We start from the raw sequence: 21,279 nt of genomic DNA, 5'->3' as shown, positions 1-21,279 counted from the left end.
AGCAAGCTCTGCTCCTACAGGGGTATGCGGTGTTCAATCGTTCATCTGCGCAACCTGCAACAACCACCCCTTGAACGCCGCCATCGCCGACGTTTCGGGCCGCGACTGCAAGCGGGTCAGCCAGTAGCTGCCGGTGGTGATGCCGATGGCGAACGGTTGCTCGATGACTCCCGCCGCCAGTTGCCGGGAGAACATCAACGGCGGGGCCAAGGCCACACCCGCACCTTGCAACGCCGCCTCCATCATCGCCAGCGAGGAATCGAAGACGATGCTGCGAGGCGGCGCGGCATGGGCAGGCAGGCCGGTAGCCTGAAACCATTCGGGCCACTCATCCGTGCGATAGGAACGCAACAGCGTTTGCTGCAACAGATCGTCCGGCGTGTGCAGTTGCCGGGCAATCTCGGGCACGCACAACACCGACAACGGCGCTTCGATCAACCTGACCGCTTCAATCCCGTGCCACGCCCCCGCGCCAAACCGAATCGCGTAATCCAGCCCTTCTGCCGCCACGTCCACTCGATTGTTGTGGGTCGACAGGCGCAAATCTATGAACGGATGTTTCGCCTGAAAGTCCGCCAGTCGGGGCAATAGCCAGCCGACCGCAAACGTCCCCACTGCGCCCACCGTCAACACTTCACGAAAATGCCCGCCCTCGAAACGCTCCAGGGTTTCGGCGATTCGATCGAAGGACTCGCGCAGCACCGGCAACAAGGTCTCCCCTTCACTGGTCAGCATCAGCCCGCGAGGCAGGCGTTTGAACAGGGTGACGTTGAGTTGGGCTTCCAGGCTTTTGACCTGATGGCTCACCGCGGCTTGCGTGACGCACAACTCCACCGCCGCCCGTGTAAAACTCAGATGACGCGCAGAGGCCTCGAAGGCGCGCAGTGCGTTGAGCGGTAATTGCGGGCGGATCATGCCAACTCCCAAATTTTTCTAATGGCTAAGCCGAGATATTGTCGTTTGTCGAAGCACGGCGAACTGAATAGATTTGGCACGCCCAGCGACGGCCCGATTCATAAACCGCTCGGAGTGTAGCGGGTTTAATCATCAAATCTCATGGACAGTAGCTCAATCATGCACAACTCAACATTCGGCAAGGTCTTATCCTGCAGCGCTTTCGGACTGCTCCTCAGTGCAGGTTACTGCGTTGCCGGGAATCAGACTGACGCGCAGATCGAAGCCGCGGTGAATGCCGCGGTTGCCCCGGTCATGCAGCAACAGAACATTCCCGGCATGGCCGTCGCGATCACCGTGAATGGCAAGCAGCATTACTTTAACTACGGCGTGGCCTCGAAGGAAACCGGCACGCCTGTCACCGAAAGCACCCTGTTCGAGATCGGTTCGGTGAGCAAAACCTTCACCGCTACCCTCGCCGCCTACGCCCAGGCCAGCGGCAAACTGTCCCTGTCGGACAAGGCCAGTCATGTCCTGCCGGCATTGCGCGGCAGCGCGTTCGATCACGTCAGCGTGCTGCAACTGGGCACCTACACCGCCGGCGGCCTGCCGCTGCAATTCCCCGACAATGCCGATGCAGCGGACAAGATGCTCGGCTATTTCAAACAGTGGAAACCGGCTTACACCGCCGGCAGCCATCGGCTGTATTCGAACCCGAGCCTGGGGTTGTTTGGATATCTGGCGGCCAACAGCATGGGCCAGCCGTTTGATGAGCTGATGGAAAAGACCGTGCTGCACAAGCTCGGTTTGAAGCACACCTTCCTCAAGGTGCCGCAGGATCAGATGGCGCTTTACGCCCAGGGTTACACCAAGGAAGACAAATCGGTGAGGGTCGAGCCGGGCGCGCTGGACTCAGAAGCGTATGGCGTAAAAACCAGCGCTTCGGACCTGCTTCGCTACGTCGAGGCGAACATCAAACCGTCTGGCCTTGAAGCGCCGATGCAGCAAGCCATCGCCACGACGCATGCCGGTTACTACACTGTCGGCGACATGACCCAGGGGCTGGGCTGGGAGCTTTACCACTACCCGATCACCCTCGATAAATTGCTCGCCGGCAACTCGTCGCAAATGGCGATGGAGGCGCACAAAGTCCAGTGGCTGAACCCGCCGCAAGCTCAACCGGAAAACGTACTGATCAACAAGACCGGCTCCACCGGTGGCTTCGGCGCGTATGTGGCGTACGTGCCCTCGAAAGACATCGGCATCGTGATCCTGGCCAACAAAAACTACCCGAACCCGGAGCGAGTCAAAATCGCCCATGCGGTGTTGAGCACATTGACTCAATAACCTACGAACCAACCTCCTGTAGGAGCGAGCCTGCTCGCGATTGCGGTGTGTCAGGCGAACGGGATTTCGAATGTTACGACCTCATCGCGAGCAAGCTTGCTCCTACAGGGGTCGGCGCAGGCAAAAAAAATGGGCGACCTGTTGAGGTCGCCCATTTTTGTTAGCGCGTGGTCATCTACGCCTTCAATCGTCAGGCATTTCCGGTGGCTTGGCAGGCTTCGCCGGCTTGCCCGGTTTCGCCCCCTTGGTGCCGTTAGGCGGTGCGGCCTCTGTGACGGGTGGCGGGGTGGGCACCGTGGCTTCTTTCTCGGTCGGCGGCAACTGGTCGACCGTACTGAAAATCGCCTTCAGGTCAACCGCGTCCGATTGCTCGAGTTTCTTTTCGCCGTCCTTGCCGACCAGAATCACCTTGGTCTTGGCCCCTGCCCCCAACTTGAGCGAACGGATCAAGGCTGCCGTGTCTTGCGGCCCGAGGTCTTTGCCTTCGCGCTGGCCCATCAGGTTGAGCACGGTGTACAGGACCATGTTCCGGTCGGTGAATTCCTTGCGATTGGCCGGCTCATCCAGTGACTTTTTCAGGCTGACCCACGCCGGGTCGACCGTGCTCGGCGCGATGACAATCAGCGGCCGGGACCTGCCCTTGTCCATGTCCAGCGGTGAGTCGCCATCGGCGGCGAGCAAGGGGCCGGCGAAAGCCAGCAGGGTTGTCAGGGTCAATGACCTGATGAGCATGCGCATCTCCTTTTGATATCCACGCTCTAATGATTGCGCATCGCGGCGTTCGTTCCGGGGGTCGCACCGCAATTGTGTTTCGCCTTGACCCAAGCTTAGGTCAGGGCGGTCATTGCGCAACAGGCTGAGCTAATCTCAAGACTCGATATACACCTGAACCGCCGTGAGGATCCCGCCATGAGCGCTCAGCTGAATCACACCATCGTCTGGTGCCGAAACAAACAGATATCCGCGTCGTTTCTGGTCGAGATTCTCGGCTTGCCCGCCCCCGAACCCTTCGGGCCGATGTTGATTGTGAAACTCGAAAACGGCGTGTCGCTGGACTACTACGACAATGACCCGCCGATTGCCTCTCAGCATTATGCGTTTCTGGTCAGCGACGACGATTTCGATGCGGCGTTCGCTCGCCTGCAAGCCAGGCAGCAAACGTGGTGGGCTGATCCCTGCAAACAGCAACCGCAACAGATCAACGATTATGGCGGTGGCAGGCGCGTATATTTCGACGACCCGGACGGGCATCTGCTGGAGATTTTCACCCGGGACTGACAAACAATGCTGCCGGGCATCTTAAGGATCTTCTTGCACCACAAAGGACGTTAGCCGCCTTATCAGCGGTGTCGCAAGTAACACGAATGGCACAATGGTCATCCAGGCAACCAGCCAGGCTTTTAATCCATACAACAGTAACTGGCTGGCAGAAAGGCTTGAAGGACTGGCTATGGCCGTAGCAATAGCGCAGGTGATTGCGGACTGGATCACCGCAGAAGTTCGCTGGCGAAATCGCCGATGGAGCTTGGGCATTTCCGGTACTCCCAGACGGCTGCGTCGCAAGTTGCGAGCAGCCGGCTTGCATGGACCTTACTTGGCTTGGAGCAATTCAACAGTCTGCGCAGTCGTCAACAGAGCGTTGGCGATGTAACGGAAGTTGATCAGTGCGGCCAGGTAACCGTCCCCTTCCGGGGTGGTCGGGCCGGCGGTAGCATCACGCACCACCGCCACCTCGAAACCTTGCTCCAGCAATTCACGCAGGTGCGACTCGACGCAAAGGTTGGCCGCCATACCCGCCAGAATAATTTGCGATACACCGTGCTTGCGCAGTTGCAGCGCCAAGTCATTGGTTTCCGGGCCGTAGACCTTGTGTGGCGAAGCGATGATGGTTTTGCCGTCGAGAATGTACGGTTTGAACTCGGGCATGAAGTCCGCACCGGAGTTCTCGAAACCGTCGAGGGTCAGCGGGCCCTTGCGATCGAACATGCAGATGGAGTGCATGACCTTTTCCAGCGGCCCGCCGAATTTCCACTCGTGGTCGCACGGATAGTAGTAGTGCGGAGAGACAGCGACCGTGATGCCCGCACCTTTGGCGGCTGCGAACAACTGACCGAGGTGATTGACCACATCGTGTTCGACGATGCTCTTGCCAAACACATCCCAACTCACACCCTCAGGGCTGAGGAAATCGATTTGGGGGTCGATGACGACCAGCGCAGTGCGGGAAAGGTCAATTTTCATACCTGGATCTGGCAGCGCAGGGCTGGCTGGATCTGCGTAATGTGCGTGGCGTGTTGTGTCGTTGCTCATGCCAATAGACTCCGATCGTGGGTAATAAAGTTGCTCTATGCCATGGCGCCCCTGCGGGCCGTTGCTTACCATCGGCGAGAACTTCATCCTATCCCCACCTTCTGATCCGACTTTGTCAGCACGTACAGAGTCTTTATCTGGTCGTCGCTATCATGGATATCCTGTCCGAATTCTTCGAACGCACGAACCTTCAGGGCAGGCTTTTCTTCTCTGGTCGGGTCGATGGCACTCTTGTCCTCGATAAGCCGCCAGGCATGGCGTTCATCCATGTCATCAGCCAGGGCGGTATCGACATGGTTCAGCCTGGGTTACCAAAGATCTCCATTGCCGAGCCCAGCGTGCTGTTCTGTCCGAGCAGTTGCCGGTATCAACTGCGCTCCAATACGATCGAGGGGGCAGAACTGATTTGCGCCTCATTTCAATTTGGGCGAAACACACAACACCCCTTCCCTCTCGGGCTCAAAGAAACCCTGATCTTCCCATTCAGAGAGCTGGAGAATCTCGACCCGGTTATTGGCGCGTTACTCGCCGAGTTTCGGGATCAGGAGGCTGGAAGGACCAAAGCGCTGAATCTGCTGTTGGAATACATATTTGTCCTGATCGTGCGACGCGCCGTTGCAGACGGACTGATATCCAGTGGATTGCTCTATGCCCTGCAGGATGGGCGCCTCGGCGCGGTATTCAACAGCATCCATTCAGTGCCGGATGAGCTTTGGACCGTCGAGAAACTGGCGAGCCTGGCAAACATGTCCAGGTCGAAATTTTCTGCCTGCTTCACTCAGATAATGGGGCAGTCGCCTATGGGGTACGTCACCGCATGGAGGATGAAGATGGCTCAGGACATGCTTCGTGACGGTGTTCAGATCAAGGTGATCGCCGAGTCGGTCGGTTACAGCTCGCAGGCGTCTTTTTCGAAAAGCTTTCTGAACGTCATTGGTTGTCCTCCAGCCGAGTGGCTGAAACGCGATGCCAGTGCAGAAGCACCCTTGGTGACCGCACACGTGCAGCCCGCACAAGATTTTCTGGCTTCACAGGCGTAACAGAGCAAGGATCGCCGAACCCAAGTGAAGTCTTTATGACTACTAATCGAGTCGTATTGACTCTTTCCAGCCGTTGTATATATGACAACACACAATCATATCTTGTTGATATATAACAATAAATAAACTGGCACGATTCATGAATTGGTTTTGGAAATGCCTCCAAAGCAGGAAATCATCATGTCTCGTTCCATGCCCCTCAGCTTTACGCTTTGCCTGTTGCTCTCACCCGTGTGCATGGCCGATCAGGTCGTCCGTGAGGTGCCTGATACCACCGCTGGCAAGGGCGCCGGTGCCGTGACCGGATTGATGGTCGGCGCTGTGGGTGGCCCGATTGGAGCGCTCATCGGTGCCGGTGTCGGATTCTTTGCCGGCAGCGCGGTTCAGGAAGCGGCCGGTCTCACGGAAACCGCTTATGAAGTGAAGGACGCCCAGGGCGAAATCAGCACTGTTCGCTCGCCCAATGCCCGCTTCGAACCAGGTCAGCAAGTGACGCGCAAAGGTCCGCGCCTGGTGCGTCAGGACAGTTGATCCAGCCATCACCACGAACTTCTTCTTGGGATCCGGCCATGGGTCGGATCCTCTTTTTTCTCGTTTTCGAGGGTGGACGAGCCGCATCTCGTCTGCCCTTTTTTCTTACACCGCGCTTTATCCTTAAAGGCTGCGGAACACCGTAAACAGCTTCTTGATGATAATCATCGCAATGAATACTCATCGATCTAACGATAGGTATCAGCCGCAAAAGTCGCTTCATCCAAGGCAATGCAAAAAAAACAGCAACTTCATAGCCGGCCGTCAGACAAATATGGATAAGCATCTAACACACAAGCACTTTTATTTGCTTTCCTGACCATTCGGCCAACAAAGACAGCAAAAATTATCCTCGTCGTCACGTTTTAAGCATTTCAATTCAACACTACTTTCTTATAAAATTCCCCGCCTTAATGGCCCCTGGCCAGCAACCTCGGAAAAGCGGCTCTCTCTCCCTTGAAAAGAAAAGCCCGGCGACACCTTGTTGCGACTTTTCCTGACATCATCCGGTACAGCTCCGAACACTGAATTCCTTTCGTACAATCATGAACTGCCAGCCAGGCACTTTCTGCCTGGATGCTCCCTTTACTAACGTTTCCCTATCTGTCCGAGACAGAGGAGGATTATTTGCTTCGCAAGCTTGCACTGCCTTATGGTTTGAGGACGATCCTGACGACTGCACTGGTATTCCAGTGTGCAACTTTAGTCCTCAGCTTATGGTTAGTGAGCAGCAACCAATCGAGCATTGGAACCCTATCAAGTGTCGCTGTCGATCAAGTCGACGCAGTGGCAGAAACTGTTCAACACTTGATGGAGGCACGCCTCTCCCTGTCGCGAGCCAACACCCGCATCGTACTGTTTAATAAAATTCCGCATGAAATGGTGCAACACGCCCGCGCGGAACTGACACTGGCGAATAAATCGTTTGACCGCTTCCTCACACACACAAAGGTTGATGAAGAAAACCACATCCGAGTCCAGGCTTTAAAAGACGTGTATTCACGTTATGTGGAGGTGCTCAATCAATTGGTCAAGTACACGGGCGCTGGCGACGTCCAATGGGCACTCGCTCAGCCGGTACAGGACATTCAAGAGCAACTCCTTCTGGAACAAAAAAACTTCATAAAATACGGAAACAGCATCAGTCAGACTTCACTTCAGTCTATGGGCGATCGATTTAAAATATACATCGCCGCCGCTGCAATGATACTTCTTATGGTATTAGCAACAACATTCTTCCTGTTGTACATCATAAAGAAAGTAGAGAAGAGTCGACTTCTAAAAATTGCCGTCAATCGAACTGACAGTGCAATTATCGTCACCAATCCGGACAGCATAATTACCTATGTAAACGAGGGTTTTGTGCGCATGCTGGGTTATGAAATATCAGACCTGGTGGGGAAAAAACCAGACGAGGTATTTTATGGCCGCCATACGGATCAGGAAGCCGTCCTTTCTTTCAGAAACAGTATCCAGAAAGGACAAAGCCATACCACTGAATTACTGGTCTACAACAAATCAAAGAATCCATTATGGGTACGCGTAGTCGCCAATCCGGTGCTCGACCCACAGGGTGTTCAGCAGGACGTCGTGGCTATTGTGACGGACATCACCGAAGCCAAGATGAACGACGAGTTGCAGTTCAAGGTCCTCAGTGCCATGGCCCGCGAAGAGCCACTTCCCGACATCATGAAGTTGATTTGTCTGGAGATAGGTCGTATCGCTCCTGAAATCGGCGTTTCAATAAGACAATTTGATGAGCAGGGCTGCCTTCCACTGGTGGCGGAATTCAACCTGCCGGCCGGGTTGATTCAGTCACTGGAAAGCCTTGCCGAAAGGTCCATCCTGAAAAAAATGGACGTGAAAGAAAGCATGATGCTGAATTTCACTGACCCTGCATCGGACCAGGGCGATTGCATCGATCACAAACTCTCGCAATCGTTCGGTTTCACGGCCGGCTGGGTTAACACCATTCGCTCCAACAACGGACGTTGTTTAGGCACATTTACCCTTTACTACCGTGAAAATCACCTCCCTGCGGTCCAACATCACCGACTGCTTGAAACCAGCCTGAAGCTGTGCGCTCTCGCCCTCGAGAGGGACAGTTTTATCAACGATATTGAACGACTGGCCTACTATGACAGCCTGACGATGTTGCCCAATCGGCGACTGTTGATGATGAAAGCAAACTCAATGATTGCCAATGCTCAGCGCTCGCAATCATCAATGGCCGTGTTGTTCATCGACATTAATAAGTTCAAGCAAATCAATGACTCACTTGGGCATGCCGCCGGGGATTTGCTTCTGTCTGAAATAGCCAGGAGGCTTCAGGGTTCTGTGAGGGGCAATGACTTTGTCAGCCGGCTTTCAGGAGATGAATTCGTCATTATTCTGTCCCCCTCCAGCGCTGAACAGGCGATTGCCTTTTCAGAAAGAATGCTCAGCAAACTATCGGAACCCATGATGTTGGCCGATGTAAAAATTGCGCCCTCCGCCAGCATTGGTATTGGTATTTATCCAGACCACGGTAACGACATTCACTCGTTGCTTTTGCATGCCGATCAGGCGATGTACAAAGCCAAGTCCGCAGGCCGCCAGGCAATTGAAGTGTTCGACCAGGTGATCAACGACTCAACCAATGACGAACTGACACTGAGCCTGGCCCTCGAGAATGCCCTGGAGTCCAATCAGCTGACGCTGCATTACCAGCCCCAGATAGCGCTCGACGACAACCAACTTTTTGGTGTCGAGGCACTTGCCCGCTGGATTCATCCGGAGCTTGGAAACATCCCTCCAAATCGATTCATCCCTTTGGTGCGCGAGGCAGGATTGATGCCCAAGCTCAATCAATGGGTACTCACCGAAGCCTGCCGGCAGATGGCTCAATGGCGCGACTCGGGACTTGCCGTGCCTCGTATGTCGGTCAACATCTTCCCCGTCGCCTTTCGCGACAGAGCCATTATTGATCTCATCCAGTCTCTGCTGACAAAGCATGCGCTCCTACCCTCCTGCTTGACGCTGGAGGTCACGGAAGACTTCATACTGGACGCCACCGACAACGTCATATCGGTCATTACCGAGGTCCGTCAATTAGGCGTCAGCTTATCCATTGACGATTTTGGCACCGGTTACTCCAGCCTGAGCTACCTGCTGCGACTGCCCGTGGACACCATCAAGCTGGACAAGAGTTTTATCGACGATATCGAAAAAAGCGAAAGTGCCCGGACGCTGGCGCAGTCGATTGCCGGGATCTGCAAGAGCTTGCAATTGAACATTGTTGCCGAGGGTGTTGAAACCAATGCGCAGCTTGAAATCCTTCGAGGCCAGGGATACCAGATAGCGCAAGGTTATTGTTTCTCGCGCCCTTTGGCCCCTCAGGATTTGGCTCAATGGATCCGCGAGAGATTCCTTTCCAGCGATGATAGCGAACGCTACCGAATCTCGGCTCCCAAGAGCCTGCTGTGAGATTTCAAGGGAAGTCGTACAGAACCTAGAACGCCAGTTTGTAGCCGATCAGCACCAGCATCGTCGCCAGGCACGGGCGCAACACCTCATCCGAGATGCGGCCGGTCAGGTGGCTGCCCAGGTAAATCCCCGGCAGCGAACCGACCAGCAAGTAGCCCAGCACATGCCAATCCATGTTGCCCATGCTCGCATGGCCGAGACCGGCGACCAGGGTCAGCGGTACGGCGTGGGCGATTTCCGTGCCGACGAGGCGGCGGGTAGGCAACAGCGGATACAGGATGAACAGCGCCACGGTGCCCAGGGCGCCCGCGCCGATGGAGGTCAGGGCGACCATGGTGCCGAGGATCAGGCCGGTGATCACGGTCAGCCCATTCAAGCGTTTGCCGCTTGGGTTGTAGGTGCCACCGGCGCGTTTGTGGGCGAAGTCGAGCAGGCGTTTCTTGAAGAAAATCGCCAGTGCCGTGGCAAACAGGACGAAGCCCAGCGCCTGTTTGATGATGGCGTTCATCGCGTCGGGGGACGTTTGCAAACTGCTCAGGAACCACAACGTCAGCGCGACGGCCGGCACACTGCCGAGCGTCAGCCAACCGGTAATGGCCCAGTCAATGTTCTTGTTCTTGCGATGTACCAGCACACCACTGGATTTGGTAATCGCGGCGTACAGCAGGTCCGTACCCACCGCTGTCGCCGGATTGATGCCGAACCAAAGCAGGATCGGCGTCATCAGCGAGCCGCCGCCCACGCCGGTCATGCCGACAATGAACCCCACCACCAAACCTGCCACAACCAAACCGAAGTTAACGAAATCCATTAACACGCCCACAAAAACGCATGAAAAAACTGGCCCGCAGCATAGCGATTTTTCTTATAACTACTTATATCGATGCGGTCTATCGTTATTCCTGTCGTGCATTCCTTGTAGGAGCCGGCTTGCCGGCGATAGCGGAATTTCTACAACATTGATTTGACTGACACACCGCAATCGCCAGCAAGCTGGCTCCTACAAGGTCGGGGTTTACTGGACGGGGAGGAAATTGAGGAACAACAGGCTCTGTGCGTAGTTCAGGCCAATCCGCCGGTAGCGCTCGTCCAGCATCTGGGTCAACAGGTCCAGGCGCGCGACGATCTTGCCGAACTCCACGGCAAAACTCAGGTTGCTGCCCTCCTCCGAGATCTCGTTGGAAAACAGCAAGGGCTCGCCGTTTTTGTTTTGCCGCTGGCTGAGGATCCAGGTGGCTTTCTCGATGTTGCGCGCAGCGTTGCTGACGAAGACCGGGTTGATCGCATCGGTCATGTAAAACTCCAGCCGATTGCCGTGAGCGGTGACCAGCATGCTGCCGATGGCGTAGATGAAAGCGCCGACCCGGTCGCCGAGGAACTCCGGGCTCATGGCGTAATTCAGCGCTGCCAGATCCTTCTTGCCCCCCAGCGTCGGCAGCGGTTGTTGCTGTTCGATGGCCAGGCGCACCTGTTTGCCGGCGGTGCGGGCGTCGAGGAAGCCGGACTTCTTCAGCTCCTGCGGGTTGCGCAGGTAGAGCTTGCCCATCAGCAGGTAAAGGCTGTCGAGGTTGTCGCGCATCGCCAGGGTGGCCATGCGGTCGACGCTGGTCTGGAGGAATTCCTGGGGCCTGCCTTCACGAAACTGGCTGACGATGTCCCGGCCCTGCTGCTGACTGCAACCGGTCGTGAAGAGCATCGACAGCACGGCGAGCAGCAGGCAATGGCGGCGGATGTGCACAGCGGTGAGGGGTAAAACTCGGGCCATGGGTGCTTGAACTTGGGCATGGGCCGGCGGAGGGGATCGCCGCAGGCTGACCAAGGGTAGAGCCGTGGATTGCGAAAAAGTGCAGAACCTGCAGTCCGCCCTTTCCCAACAAAGTGAAGGGGATCACCCATTAGTCATACTTTTTAATTGAAACGCCGCACGATTCAGCTATAAATCCTTCCATGTCGAATTAACAATCGATATTTAGTATGACTACTTTAAAAACAATAAAAAGGAAGGTAACCCATGCTTCACTCCAGATACCCGCACTACGCCCTTGGGCTGTCCCTGATGATCTCCACCCTCACCGCCCAGGCCAATGGTCTGTCCAGCGAACATAAAGCCTTCGGCAAAACCAATGACGGCACAACCGTCGAACAATACGTGTTGCGTAACAGCCACGGCATGCAGGCCACCGTGATCACCTACGGAGCGACGCTGCAGTCGCTTGCCGTGCCGGACAAAAACGGCGAGCTCGAAGACGTGGTGCTCGGCTTCGACAACGTGCAGGGCTATCAGAGCGGCAAGGCCTACTTCGGCGCGACCATCGGGCGCTTCGGTAATCGCCTGGCCAACGGTGCGTTCGAAATCGATGGCAAGCGCTTTCAGGTGCCGCAAAATGACGGCTCGAATTCACTGCACGGTGGCCCGCAGGGTTTTGACAAACATGTCTGGAAAGCCAAACCGGCGAAGGACAAGGATTCAGTGGGCGTCACGCTGACATACTTGTCGGCGGACGGCGAAATGGGTTTTCCTGGCAACCTGACAACCGAGGTCACCTACAGCCTCAACGAAAACAACGAGCTGCGCATTGAGTACAAGGCCTCCACCGACAAACCGACGGTGCTGAACCTGACCAATCACAGCTACTTCAACCTGGCCGGCGCGGGTAACGGCGACGTGTTGCAACAGGTCGCAACCTTGCACGCCAGTCACTACACGCCGGTCAACGGTAAGTTGATTCCTACCGGCGAGCTGGCTCCGGTGACCGGTACGCCGATGGACTTCACCCAACCCACCGCCATTGGCAAACACATCAAAGCGGATCATCCGCAGCTGAAATTCGCTGAGCCGAAACAGGGTGGCTTCGATTTCAACTGGGTGCTGGATGCCAAGGGGGACCTCGGCAAACTGGCTGCCGATGTCAGCGACCCGCAGTCTGGGCGTCGTTTGCAGCTCTATACCACTGAGCCTGGCGTGCAGTTCTATACCAGCAACTTCCTTGATGGCTCGGTCAAGGGCAAGGCCGGCAAGACTTACGCACACTGGAGCGCGTTCACTCTGGAAACCCAGCATTACCCGGACGCGCCCAATCAGCCGAACTTCCCGTCTACGCGACTGGATCCGGGCAAGACGTATACCCAGAGTACTGTGTTGAAGTTTTCTGCTCGGTAAGACGTTGGGGGGGGCATCGGCGCTTGGGTGAATATCCATTATTTCGGTGATGGCTGATCGTGGTTTCGCCCTTACGGCGAGTCACTTGGAAGAGCCCCAAGTAACCAAGGGCTCTTGCCCCTTTCGTTCGGTGGCTCGCGAAGGCTCGCCATGCCCTCGCTCCGGTCCTGCTCCGTGGGCCCGCCGCGATCGGCCATCCCTGGCCGTGCGCGGCTAACCCGGCATCCATGCCGGGTTGCCCACTGCGCAGAACCTCCACTCGGCCTCTCGAGGGGGCGTGTACCTCAAGATCAAAAGCTGAAGGCGAGCTAACGCTCGGCCTGATGAGTGGTGGAAATCAAAAGCGCACGCGATCCCTGTAGGAGCCGGCTTGCCGGCGAAAAACGTCTGGGCAACGCGTTTGTTCAGACAGCCCGCGTTATCGTTGACACCTACAGCCCGGGGAACCCATGGGCTATTCTGCTGCCAACCGAAGTATCGACCGAATGACATCAAGGAGCTTTGCATGCGGACTCTCGAACTGGCCGGCATCAACGTACCGGTCATCGGCCAGGGCACCTGGCGCATGGGTGAAGATCGCGCTCGACACCGCGAGGAAGTCGCCGCGTTGCGCCTGGGCATCGAGTTGGGCATGACCTTGATCGACACCGCGGAAATGTACGGTGAAGGGGGCGCCGAGAAAGTCGTCGGCGAAGCCATTGCCGGCCTGCGCGACAAGGTGTTTCTGGTCAGCAAGGTGTATCCGCACAACGCCAGCCGCAAGGGCATCCCCGAGGCCTGCGAACGCAGCCTGCGGCGGTTGAACACCGATTACATTGATTTGTACCTGCTGCACTGGCGCGGCCAGTACCCCCTTGAAGAAACCGTTGAGGCATTCGAACGCCTGCGCGAGGCCGGCAAGATCGGCCGTTGGGGCGTGTCCAATTTCGACGTGGATGACCTGCAAGAACTGGCCTCCCCGGCCTGCGCCACCAATCAAGTGCTCTACAACCTTGAGGAGCGTGGAATAGAATTTGATTTACTGCCGTGGAGCCAACAGCATCGTCAGCCATTGATGGCGTACTGTCCCATCGGCCAGGGCGGGAGTTTGCTCGCTCACCCGACACTCAAGCAGGTGGCCGCCCGTCACGCGGCGACACCGGCCCAGGTAGCCTTGGCATGGATTCTGCGGCAGGATGGAGTCATTGCCATCCCCAAGGCGGTCCGACCTGAGCATGTGCAACTGAATGCGCATGCCGCGCAATTGAAGCTTGTAGCCGGGGATCTGGAGGCGCTGGACCACGCGTTTCACGCGCCACAACGCAAACAGCGATTGGCCATGGTCTGAGCCATCGCGGTTCTGTCAGAGGGCTTCTCATGAGAAGCACCGATCAGCTCGACGCCTTTAATCTGCAACGCTTCATCCAGGCGCAGGACCCGGTGTTCGAGCGCGTGCAAAACGAGCTCGTTGCGGGCCGCAAGCGCAGTCACTGGATGTGGTTCATCTTTCCGCAATTCATCGGCCTGGGCGGCAGCGAAATGTCGCAACGATATGCCATTCACTCGGGAGAGGAGGCTTTGGCGTACCTCAAGCATGCGCTGCTGGGCCCACGGCTGCGCACCTGCACGCAGTTGGTGCTGGATATTCCGGAACGCTCCATCATCGAAATTTTCGGCCATCCGGACAATCTGAAGTTCCGCTCGTCGATGACCCTGTTCGCGCAGTTCGCCCCGGATGACAGCCTGTTCCAGCAAGCGCTGATGCGGCACTTCCATGGGATTCCGGATGACTGGACGTTATCGCTGCTGGACTCAAAACAGGCCCAACTGCCCCCCAATCAGGGTTGAGAAATCGTCATCCACGAACGGCAGAATCGCATCCGCCACCGGTTGCAGTTGCCGGGTGACGTAATGGTCGTAGTCGATCGGCGCGCTGCGGATCTCCAGCGGCTCGGGTCCGGCGACGGTGATCACGTAGCTGATCCAGCCGCCGTTCTGGTATTGCCGCGGACGGCCCTGTTGATCGTTGTAGTCGTCGGCGATCCGCGCCGCGCGAACATGCGGCGGCACGTTGCGCTCATAGTCATCGAGGGTCCGGCGCAAGCGCTTGCGGTAGATCAGGCGATCATCGAACTCGCCCGCCAGGGTCTTGCGCACGTACTCGCGGACATAGTCCTGATAGGGCTGGCGATGGAAGATCCGTGTGTACAGTTCTTGCTGGAATTGCCGGGCCAGCAGCGACCAGTCGGTGCGCACGGTTTCCAGCCCCTTGTAAACCATCTCGTCAGTGCCGTCGTCACGCGTGACCAGCCCGGCATAACGCTTCTTGCTGCCCTCCTCGGCACCGCGAATAGTCGGCATCAGAAAGCGCTTGTAGTGGGTTTCGAACTGTAACTCCAATGCGCTCTGCAGCCCGTACTCCTCTTGCACATGCACGCGCCACCACTGATTGACGTGATCCACCAGCGCGTGGCCGATCTTCGCCGCTTCCTGCTGACCGTGGGCGCGGCGCAGCCAGACAAACGTCGAGTCGGTATCGCCATAGATCACTGTGTGCCCCTGGGCTTCGATCAACTGGCGGGTACGCAGCATGATTTCGTGCCCGCGCAACGTGATCGACGAGGCCAGACGCGTATCGAAGAAACGGCAACCGCTGGAACCGAGCACGCCGTAGAAGGCGTTCATAATGATCTTCAGCGCCTGGGACAACGGCGCGTTGTGTTCGCGCTTGGCGGTTTCGCGGCCCTCGGCGACCCGCGCGACAATGGCCGGCAGGCAGTGCCGGGTTCTGGAAAAACGCGCCCCGCGAAAACCGGGCACGGACTCGCTGTCCTCGGGATGCTTGAGCCCTTCGATCAGGCCCACCGGGTCGATGAGGAAGGTGCGGATGATCGATGGATAGAGGCTTTTGTAGTCGAGCACCAGCACCGATTCGTACAGGCCCGGCTGCGAGTCCATGACAAATCCGCCGGGGCTGGCCTGTGCAGGTTTGCTGCCGAGGTTGGGCGCAACGAAACCCTGGCGGTGCATCAGCGGCATGTACAGGTGCGTGAAGGCCGCCACCGAACCACCGCTGCGATCCGCCGGCAAACCGGTCACGCTGGCCCGCTCCAGCAGGAAAGTGAGCAATTGGGTCTTGGCGAAAATCCGCGTGACCAGTTCGCAGTCCTTGAGGTTGTAAGTGGCGAGGGCCGGTTTGTCCTCGGCGAACATGCGGTTGATTTCGTCCATGCGCTGGTACGGCGTGCTGATCGCCTTGCCCTCGCCGAGCAGGGTTTGCGCGACGTTTTCCAGGCTGAACGATGGAAAACTCCAGGTCGCCGAACGCAGGGATTCGATGCCGTCGATGATCAATCGCCCGGCGGCCGAGGCGAAGTAATGGTTGCGGCTGCCGTGCTCGCGCCACTGCATTTCCTCGCCGCCGCGCCCCAGTTTCAGCGGCACCGCCAGGCGTCGGGCGTGCTCGTGAAGCACGCGCAAATCGAACTGCACGACGTTCCAGCCAATGATTGCGTCAGGGTCGTGCCGGGCGAACCATTCGTTGAGCTTTTTCAGCAGCAGGGTTCGCGACTCACAGTATTCGAGCTGGAAGTCGACGTTGCTGTCGTCGCCGTTGGGCGGGCCGAGCATGTACACCTGACGCTCGCCGCAGCCTTCCAGCGCGATGGAATACAGATCGCCCTGAGCGGTGGTTTCGATGTCCAGAGACACCAGCCTGAGCGTCGGTCGATAGTCGGGATCGGGTTTCATCTGCGCGTCGAGCAGCAGGCCTTCGGCATCGGGTGTGCCACCGAAGATCACCGGCGCGGTGATGAAGCGCTCCATCATGTAGCGTTCCGGGGGGCGTACGTCGGCCTCGAACATCTCGACGCCAGCCTTGCGCAGCGCGGTTTCCAGGCGCATCAGTTGACCGTGTTGCTGGCAATACAGGCCGAGCACCGGGCGATGTTCGAAATCCAGCAGGGCCAGGGGTTTGAGCTCGACATTTTTTTCGCCGTGCAGCACCTGCTCAGCCTGCTCACGCTGCTCGGCGGGGATGAACGCCACCGACGGTTGATGCGGCAGGCGAATACGCTGGGGACCGGTGTCGGTCGCCAGCCAGAACTCGACTTCCGTACCGGCCGGGGTATCGCGCCAATGCCGGGTCAGGACGAAGCCCCGCTGTAAATCCACCACTGCAACCTCACATCTGATTCAGAGCGCAATTCTACGCGGCATTGCGGGGGATAACAGCGAACGCCTGGATTGGAATGAACCCTTGTAGGAGCTGGCTTGCCGGCGATAGCGCCCGTTCAAACGATAAATAGGTCGCCTGACCCAACGCTATCGCCGGCAAGCCGGCTCCTACAAGGTCGGTGGTGTGTTCGAAAATGTGAGGTTTATCGAAGAAAAACGGCTGAATGACGTTTTTTGCGCGTTATCTGCCGTTTTCTGCCTTGCCCTCGGCGCTCGGGTCTACGATTCTTCAAGAACAACGACAACACCCGAGAAGCCACCATGAAAACCGTCGCCCAACTGCTCAAGTTGAAAGATCAGAAAAATCAGGAAGTGCACCAGATCAAACCCGATCACATGGTGCTCGAAGCACTGATGAAGATGGCCGAGAAGAACGTCGGTGCCTTGCTGGTGGTAGAGAATGACGAAGTGCTGGGCATCATCAGTGAACGTGATTACGCGCGCAAACTGGTGCTGCATGGCCGCTCTTCCGTGGGCACGCCGGTGCGCGACATCATGGTGTCGCCAGTCATCACCGTAGACACCCATCAAACCGTCGATACGTGCCTGGGCATCATGTCTGACAGGCGCCTGCGTCACCTGCCGGTGGTGGAGAACGGCAAGTTGATCGGCTTGCTGTCGATCGGCGACCTGGTCAAGGAAGCGATCGCGGAGCAGGCAGAACTGATCCGCCAGCTGGAGCAGTACATTCGCGGCGAGTAATGCGAGCCCTGTAGGAGCCGGCTTGCCGGCGATAGCGTCCTATCAGACGATAAATGTGTCGCCTGACCCACCGCCATCGCCGGCAAGCCGGCTCCTACAGGGATCAGTGATATTCAAACGGGCCAATGCCGCGCAAAGACCGGCGCCAACGTCGGGTGCCGGTCGATTCGCTCAAGCCAGGCGAAAAAACCGGGCCGGGCACTGCGCAAATGCTCCCGGGTGCCCGCCCACCGCGAGATCACCGCCGCCAATACATCCAGCGCACCGGGCGTCTCATCGCCCAGGTACAACTCGCCCGAGAACTGATCGGCAAACACCTCCCAACTCCAGTGCAACCGCTCGCGAGCGCCGGCCATGAGGTTGTCACGTGAGGGTTTGTCCGCCACGAGCAGCCAGCGCTCGGGGTAATCGATGATGCCGATCGCCGCATAACAATTGGTGACGATGTACACCAGCCCCCGGATCGCCTGATCGCGCTCGGCGGCGTCTTTCGGCAGCAGTTTCGACTTGGGAAACGTCAACCCGAGATGAATCAAGATCGCCGCACTTTCGGTGAGAACGCTGCCGTCAGGCAGTTGCAGGGTCGGAATCTGCTTCAGCGGGTTGATCTTCTCCAACGCGTGGGCCGCCTCGGTGGATAACTCGACGTCGATGAAGCGGTAAGGAATCTCGCACAGCTCCAACGCAGCTTCGATGGCAGCGGCGCCGGAGTTCTGGTGTCCGTATAGCTGATACATATCGCGCTCCTGGCGAGACGAACAGGTAGTCGGTAGACGAGCGGGCAAAGGTCACGTTCCCTGCCATTTGGCGGATCGATGCAGGTAAGATGCGCGATCCCGGGGCACTCTTCCAATACCCCCGCAGCACACTTCAAGGAAAGAACATGCGCCAACAGGATGGCCAACGCGCCGCACTTTTTCGTATCGTCGGTTTCATTCTGGCCTGCCTGGCGCTAAGTGCCTGCTCGCCAAGCGACCACTCGTCATCGGCCAGTCTAGCCGGTGAACAAGGGCGTGGCGGGGCCATGCTCGCCTATGAACACGAATTGCAGCTGTTGCTGCCCCAGTCAGAGATTGCCCCGCGTTTGCAGGCCACCCGTGAGGCGTGCGAAACCGCACGCTTCGGCGCCTGCAACGTCTTGCGCATCGAGCAAGGCGCCGGCCGCGCCGACATCACCTTGCGCATTGCCCCTGCCGGCGTCGAGCCGTTGGTGGCGATGGCCGCCGAGGGTGGCGAACTGGGTCAGCGGATCACCAGCGCCGAAGACCTCGCCGATGCCGTGGACGACACCCGCCGACGCCAGGAACGACTCAAGGCTCAGCAGCAACGCCTGGATGAACTGGCGACCCGCAAAGACATCAGCGTCACCGATCTGATCACCCTGAGCAAAGAGCAGGCCGGGATCGAAAACGATCTGCAAGCCCTGGCGCAGATTGCCGCCGGGCACCAGCGGCGTCTGGACACCAATCGGGTCACCTTATCGTTCCTGCCGACCGGCGCCAGCAGTCGCTCGTCGCACTTGAGCCAGGCGTTCAGCAACTTGCTCGACAACCTGGCCGACGGCGCCGCCGATGCACTGGAAAAAACCAGTTACGCCCTGCCCTTCCTGATCCTCGCGTTCCCGCTGTTCATGCTGTGGGTCTGGTTGTGGCGCAAGTTCGTTCGGCGTCGGACCTGAGCCGGGCGTCAACCGCCCTCCGCCTGCCGACAACTGAACCATCACGCCTACGCACGGGGATTCAGCTGTTCCATCACTGCCGTCGATGTTCACCATCACGTCAATGAAGTTCTCATAAAAATTGTGCGGCGTACCATCAGCTCCATACCAAACAACTACATCCCGGAGCACACCACCATGAAACGCCAACTCTTCCTCAGCATCGCTTTCTCGGTTTTTGCAGTTAACGCTTTTGCCGCTTCGTCCGCTCACCCGGTTGTCGCTGAAGGTGGCTCCGACCGCCTGATCGAAAACCGCGTCGCCGAAGGTGGTTCCGACCGTCTGATCGAAAACCGCGTCGCCGAAGGTGGTTCCGACCGTCTGATCGAAAACCGCGTCGCCGAAGGTGGCTCTGACCGTCTGATCGAGAACCGCGTTGCCGAAGGTGGTTCCGATCGCCTGATCGAAAACCGCGTCGCCGAAGGTGGTTCCGACCGTCTGATCGAAAGCCGCGTTGCCGAAGGTGGTTCCGACCGTCTGATCGAAAGCCGCGCTGTATGAATGAATGGTTTTGCAGCAACACTCGACAAAAAACCCGGCCTCACCCGCCGGGTTTTTTTATGCATTTTTTGAGACCGGTCACTTCCCCGCCAGCGCCATGCAGCGCTGATAACGCTCGTCGACTCGCTTGGCAAACCACGCCGTGGTGAGTTTTCGGGTGATTTTCGGGCTCTGCAACGCAATCCCCGGCAATACCGCTCGCGGCAATGAACGGCCTTCGGCCTTCTCGGCCAATTCGAAAACCCGCTGATACAACGTGCTGTCCTCGAATTCGAGGCTTTTGCCCTTCTCCAGTTGATCCCGAATCGTCGGGTTGCGCATGCCCAGTTGCTTGCCGAGGGTGCGCACGGCCAGTTCCGTTGTGCCGGGCATGATCGAGTCGTAGCGCACCAGATCACCGTCCAGCGCCAGAGGAATCCCCGAAGCACGGCTCACCGCGTTCTGAAATGCGGCGTTTCGACTGGCGTACCAACCGGCGTTGAAATCGGCGAAGCGGTACAGCGGCTGCTTGTAGCTCACCGGATAACCGAGCAAGTGGGCGATGCCGAAATACATACCGCCGCGACGGCTGAACACTTCATGCCGAATCGAGCCGTCCACCGGGTACGGATAACCCCGCGCCTGCTGCTCGGCGAAGTCGATGCTGACCTGCATCGGCCCACCGGTGTGCACCGGATTGAAACCACCGAACAGCGTGCGGCCCATGGGCACCCTGCCGATGAAATCATCGAAGATCGCGCTCAATTCCTTTTCACTGCGCGCGGCATTCAATCGGTCGCTGTAGCTTTTGCCGGTGCTGGAACGTATTTGCAGCGCACCGCTCACCAGCAGGCCGGGGATGTGGGCTTTGGCGGCACGGCGGTCGATTTCCTCTCGGGCGATCTTGCCCAGGCCCGGCACCGGCGGGTCCGACTGAAAGGTCGACTCCTGCTCGGTGACCGCCAGTACGGAACACAGATTTTGTGTAGAGGGATAAATGTTCTGCGCAGCAAACGCCGCGTAGATGTCCGTGGCCCAGCCTTGGCGATCAACGGTTTTCGCCGGCAGCAGGCGCACGATCTCGGCCTTGACCTCTTTGGGTGTGCGGGTCGGGGCTTCCTGGGTGCGCTGAGTCCCGCAACCGGCCAGCACCAACAGCGCCGCGACGCTGGTGATCAATCGATTGGCTTGCATGGCGCTCCATCAGATCCGTTGAACCGGGTTAACCATACGATCAATCGCATGGCGCAGGCTATGACTGTGCCGGCGACACACTGTTCCCGGCACAGACACACTGAACGGTGGGAGCCGGCTTGCTGGCGATGGGAGCACCGAGGTGCATCAAGACGAGCGCGTTATCATTCATCGCCAGCAAGCCGGCGCCTACAGGGTCTTTTTCCGTTGGGCGGGCTGTCTGA

20 protein-coding genes are annotated in these 21,279 nt (G+C 57.9%); 11 read left to right on the top strand and 9 right to left on the bottom strand.

What is annotated here, in order from left to right:
- Nucleotides 1–33 precede the first annotated feature (33 nt).
- The gene (locus tag KGB27_RS20890; protein ID WP_223556179.1) at nucleotides 34–915 is read right to left on the bottom strand and encodes a LysR family transcriptional regulator; all 882 of its coding nucleotides are present in this window, start codon (nucleotides 913–915) and stop codon (nucleotides 34–36) included.
- A 159-nt stretch (nucleotides 916–1,074) separates the two neighbouring features.
- On the opposite strand from KGB27_RS20890, the gene ampC reads away from it, so the two are divergent.
- Nucleotides 1,075–2,241, top strand: a complete 1,167-nt coding sequence (gene ampC / locus KGB27_RS20885; protein ID WP_223556177.1) for a class C beta-lactamase — start codon at nucleotides 1,075–1,077, stop codon at nucleotides 2,239–2,241.
- Between the two features lie 183 nt (nucleotides 2,242–2,424).
- Here ampC and KGB27_RS20880 read toward each other — a convergent pair whose 3' ends face one another.
- Entirely contained in the window at nucleotides 2,425–2,973 is a 549-nt protein-coding gene (locus KGB27_RS20880) for a DUF4174 domain-containing protein (protein ID WP_223556175.1), read from the bottom strand.
- Nucleotides 2,974–3,150: 177 nt separating this feature from the next.
- Here KGB27_RS20880 and KGB27_RS20875 point away from each other — a divergent pair, with 177 nt between their 5' ends.
- Complete coding sequence (locus KGB27_RS20875; RefSeq protein ID WP_223556173.1) at nucleotides 3,151–3,519, top strand: VOC family protein; 369 nt, start codon at nucleotides 3,151–3,153, stop codon at nucleotides 3,517–3,519.
- A 21-nt stretch (nucleotides 3,520–3,540) separates the two neighbouring features.
- On the opposite strand, the gene KGB27_RS31645 is transcribed toward KGB27_RS20875, so the two are convergent.
- Together KGB27_RS31645 and KGB27_RS20865 are read right to left on the bottom strand one after the other, a co-directional pair.
- A complete protein-coding gene (locus KGB27_RS31645) occupies nucleotides 3,541–3,774 on the bottom strand; it encodes a DUF2798 domain-containing protein (RefSeq protein ID WP_223556169.1) in 234 nt (77 codons plus the stop codon).
- A 57-nt stretch (nucleotides 3,775–3,831) separates the two neighbouring features.
- Complete coding sequence (locus KGB27_RS20865; protein ID WP_223481774.1) at nucleotides 3,832–4,551, bottom strand: cysteine hydrolase; 720 nt, start codon at nucleotides 4,549–4,551, stop codon at nucleotides 3,832–3,834.
- 152 nt (nucleotides 4,552–4,703) lie between these two features.
- Between KGB27_RS20865 and KGB27_RS20860 the strand changes: the two genes are divergently transcribed.
- From KGB27_RS20860 to KGB27_RS20850, 3 genes are all read left to right on the top strand, one after another.
- Nucleotides 4,704–5,591: a helix-turn-helix transcriptional regulator gene (locus KGB27_RS20860; protein WP_223556165.1), complete on the top strand. Its 888-nt coding sequence runs from the start codon at nucleotides 4,704–4,706 to the stop codon at nucleotides 5,589–5,591.
- Nucleotides 5,592–5,771: 180 nt separating this feature from the next.
- Entirely contained in the window at nucleotides 5,772–6,122 is a 351-nt protein-coding gene (locus tag KGB27_RS20855) for a hypothetical protein (RefSeq protein ID WP_223437033.1), read from the top strand.
- A 627-nt stretch (nucleotides 6,123–6,749) separates the two neighbouring features.
- Nucleotides 6,750–9,587, top strand: coding sequence for an EAL domain-containing protein (locus KGB27_RS20850; protein WP_223556160.1), 2,838 nt, complete (start codon nucleotides 6,750–6,752; stop codon nucleotides 9,585–9,587).
- A 25-nt stretch (nucleotides 9,588–9,612) separates the two neighbouring features.
- Here KGB27_RS20850 and KGB27_RS20845 read toward each other — a convergent pair whose 3' ends face one another.
- Both KGB27_RS20845 and KGB27_RS20840 read right to left on the bottom strand, forming a co-directional pair.
- The gene (locus tag KGB27_RS20845; RefSeq protein WP_008033636.1) at nucleotides 9,613–10,398 is read right to left on the bottom strand and encodes a sulfite exporter TauE/SafE family protein; all 786 of its coding nucleotides are present in this window, start codon (nucleotides 10,396–10,398) and stop codon (nucleotides 9,613–9,615) included.
- 204 nt (nucleotides 10,399–10,602) lie between these two features.
- Complete coding sequence (locus KGB27_RS20840) at nucleotides 10,603–11,352, bottom strand: hypothetical protein (RefSeq protein ID WP_008044104.1); 750 nt, start codon at nucleotides 11,350–11,352, stop codon at nucleotides 10,603–10,605.
- 246 nt (nucleotides 11,353–11,598) lie between these two features.
- On the opposite strand from KGB27_RS20840, the gene KGB27_RS20835 reads away from it, so the two are divergent.
- The 3 genes from KGB27_RS20835 (at nucleotide 11,599) to KGB27_RS20825 (ending at nucleotide 14,574) form a co-directional block, all read left to right on the top strand.
- Nucleotides 11,599–12,747 (top strand): aldose epimerase family protein, encoded by a 1,149-nt coding sequence (locus KGB27_RS20835; protein WP_223556155.1) that lies wholly within the window; start codon nucleotides 11,599–11,601, stop codon nucleotides 12,745–12,747.
- 505 nt (nucleotides 12,748–13,252) lie between these two features.
- Nucleotides 13,253–14,074 (top strand): aldo/keto reductase, encoded by an 822-nt coding sequence (locus KGB27_RS20830; protein WP_223556152.1) that lies wholly within the window; start codon nucleotides 13,253–13,255, stop codon nucleotides 14,072–14,074.
- Between the two features lie 29 nt (nucleotides 14,075–14,103).
- Nucleotides 14,104–14,574: a DUF1810 domain-containing protein gene (locus tag KGB27_RS20825; RefSeq protein WP_223556149.1), complete on the top strand. Its 471-nt coding sequence runs from the start codon at nucleotides 14,104–14,106 to the stop codon at nucleotides 14,572–14,574.
- Here KGB27_RS20825 and KGB27_RS20820 read toward each other — a convergent pair.
- A complete protein-coding gene (locus tag KGB27_RS20820; RefSeq protein WP_223556145.1) occupies nucleotides 14,539–16,899 on the bottom strand; it encodes a DNA polymerase II in 2,361 nt (786 codons plus the stop codon). The two genes, KGB27_RS20825 and KGB27_RS20820, sit on opposite strands and share 36 nt — an antisense overlap.
- Nucleotides 16,900–17,223: 324 nt before the next feature.
- Between KGB27_RS20820 and KGB27_RS20815 the strand changes: the two genes are divergently transcribed.
- Nucleotides 17,224–17,664, top strand: a complete 441-nt coding sequence (locus KGB27_RS20815) for a CBS domain-containing protein (RefSeq protein ID WP_007944798.1) — start codon at nucleotides 17,224–17,226, stop codon at nucleotides 17,662–17,664.
- A 113-nt stretch (nucleotides 17,665–17,777) separates the two neighbouring features.
- Here the strand turns inward: KGB27_RS20815 and KGB27_RS20810 are convergent, their stop codons facing one another.
- Nucleotides 17,778–18,401 (bottom strand): glutathione S-transferase, encoded by a 624-nt coding sequence (locus KGB27_RS20810; protein ID WP_008043873.1) that lies wholly within the window; start codon nucleotides 18,399–18,401, stop codon nucleotides 17,778–17,780.
- Nucleotides 18,402–18,547: 146 nt separating this feature from the next.
- Here KGB27_RS20810 and KGB27_RS20805 point away from each other — a divergent pair, with 146 nt between their 5' ends.
- Both KGB27_RS20805 and KGB27_RS20800 read left to right on the top strand, forming a co-directional pair.
- Nucleotides 18,548–19,342 carry a DUF4349 domain-containing protein gene (locus KGB27_RS20805; protein ID WP_223556140.1) on the top strand — a complete coding sequence of 265 codons (795 nt, stop codon included), beginning with the start codon at nucleotides 18,548–18,550 and terminating at the stop codon, nucleotides 19,340–19,342.
- A gap of 177 nt (nucleotides 19,343–19,519) precedes the next feature.
- A complete protein-coding gene (locus KGB27_RS20800) occupies nucleotides 19,520–19,882 on the top strand; it encodes a hypothetical protein (protein WP_223556137.1) in 363 nt (120 codons plus the stop codon).
- A 78-nt stretch (nucleotides 19,883–19,960) separates the two neighbouring features.
- Here the strand turns inward: KGB27_RS20800 and KGB27_RS20795 are convergent, their stop codons facing one another.
- The gene (locus KGB27_RS20795; protein ID WP_223556134.1) at nucleotides 19,961–21,055 is read right to left on the bottom strand and encodes a DUF1615 domain-containing protein; all 1,095 of its coding nucleotides are present in this window, start codon (nucleotides 21,053–21,055) and stop codon (nucleotides 19,961–19,963) included.
- Between the last annotated feature and the right edge of the window lie 224 nt (nucleotides 21,056–21,279).

This window comes from Pseudomonas sp. BF-R-01, assembly GCF_019946615.1.
Lineage (GTDB): Bacteria > Pseudomonadota > Gammaproteobacteria > Pseudomonadales > Pseudomonadaceae > Aquipseudomonas > Aquipseudomonas migulae.
Note: the sequence above shows the minus strand (reverse complement) of the source record. Positions and strands in the feature narration are given on the sequence as shown.

Excerpts from the sequence above, each read along its gene's own strand:
- KGB27_RS20890 (WP_223556179.1), bottom strand. The coding sequence starts at position 915 with ATGATCCGCCCGCAATTACCGCTCAACGCACTGCGCGCCTTCGAGGCC.
- ampC (WP_223556177.1), top strand. The coding sequence starts at position 1,075 with ATGCACAACTCAACATTCGGCAAGGTCTTATCCTGCAGCGCTTTCGGA.
- KGB27_RS20880 (WP_223556175.1), bottom strand. The coding sequence starts at position 2,973 with ATGCTCATCAGGTCATTGACCCTGACAACCCTGCTGGCTTTCGCCGGC.
- KGB27_RS20875 (WP_223556173.1), top strand. The coding sequence starts at position 3,151 with ATGAGCGCTCAGCTGAATCACACCATCGTCTGGTGCCGAAACAAACAG.
- KGB27_RS31645 (WP_223556169.1), bottom strand. The coding sequence starts at position 3,774 with ATGCCCAAGCTCCATCGGCGATTTCGCCAGCGAACTTCTGCGGTGATC.
- KGB27_RS20865 (WP_223481774.1), bottom strand. The coding sequence starts at position 4,551 with ATGAGCAACGACACAACACGCCACGCACATTACGCAGATCCAGCCAGC.
- KGB27_RS20860 (WP_223556165.1), top strand. The coding sequence starts at position 4,704 with ATGGATATCCTGTCCGAATTCTTCGAACGCACGAACCTTCAGGGCAGG.
- KGB27_RS20855 (WP_223437033.1), top strand. The coding sequence starts at position 5,772 with ATGTCTCGTTCCATGCCCCTCAGCTTTACGCTTTGCCTGTTGCTCTCA.
- KGB27_RS20845 (WP_008033636.1), bottom strand. The coding sequence starts at position 10,398 with ATGGATTTCGTTAACTTCGGTTTGGTTGTGGCAGGTTTGGTGGTGGGG.
- KGB27_RS20840 (WP_008044104.1), bottom strand. The coding sequence starts at position 11,352 with ATGGCCCGAGTTTTACCCCTCACCGCTGTGCACATCCGCCGCCATTGC.
- KGB27_RS20835 (WP_223556155.1), top strand. The coding sequence starts at position 11,599 with ATGCTTCACTCCAGATACCCGCACTACGCCCTTGGGCTGTCCCTGATG.
- KGB27_RS20830 (WP_223556152.1), top strand. The coding sequence starts at position 13,253 with ATGCGGACTCTCGAACTGGCCGGCATCAACGTACCGGTCATCGGCCAG.
- KGB27_RS20825 (WP_223556149.1), top strand. The coding sequence starts at position 14,104 with ATGAGAAGCACCGATCAGCTCGACGCCTTTAATCTGCAACGCTTCATC.
- KGB27_RS20815 (WP_007944798.1), top strand. The coding sequence starts at position 17,224 with ATGAAAACCGTCGCCCAACTGCTCAAGTTGAAAGATCAGAAAAATCAG.
- KGB27_RS20810 (WP_008043873.1), bottom strand. The coding sequence starts at position 18,401 with ATGTATCAGCTATACGGACACCAGAACTCCGGCGCCGCTGCCATCGAA.
- KGB27_RS20805 (WP_223556140.1), top strand. The coding sequence starts at position 18,548 with ATGCGCCAACAGGATGGCCAACGCGCCGCACTTTTTCGTATCGTCGGT.
- KGB27_RS20800 (WP_223556137.1), top strand. The coding sequence starts at position 19,520 with ATGAAACGCCAACTCTTCCTCAGCATCGCTTTCTCGGTTTTTGCAGTT.
- KGB27_RS20795 (WP_223556134.1), bottom strand. The coding sequence starts at position 21,055 with ATGCAAGCCAATCGATTGATCACCAGCGTCGCGGCGCTGTTGGTGCTG.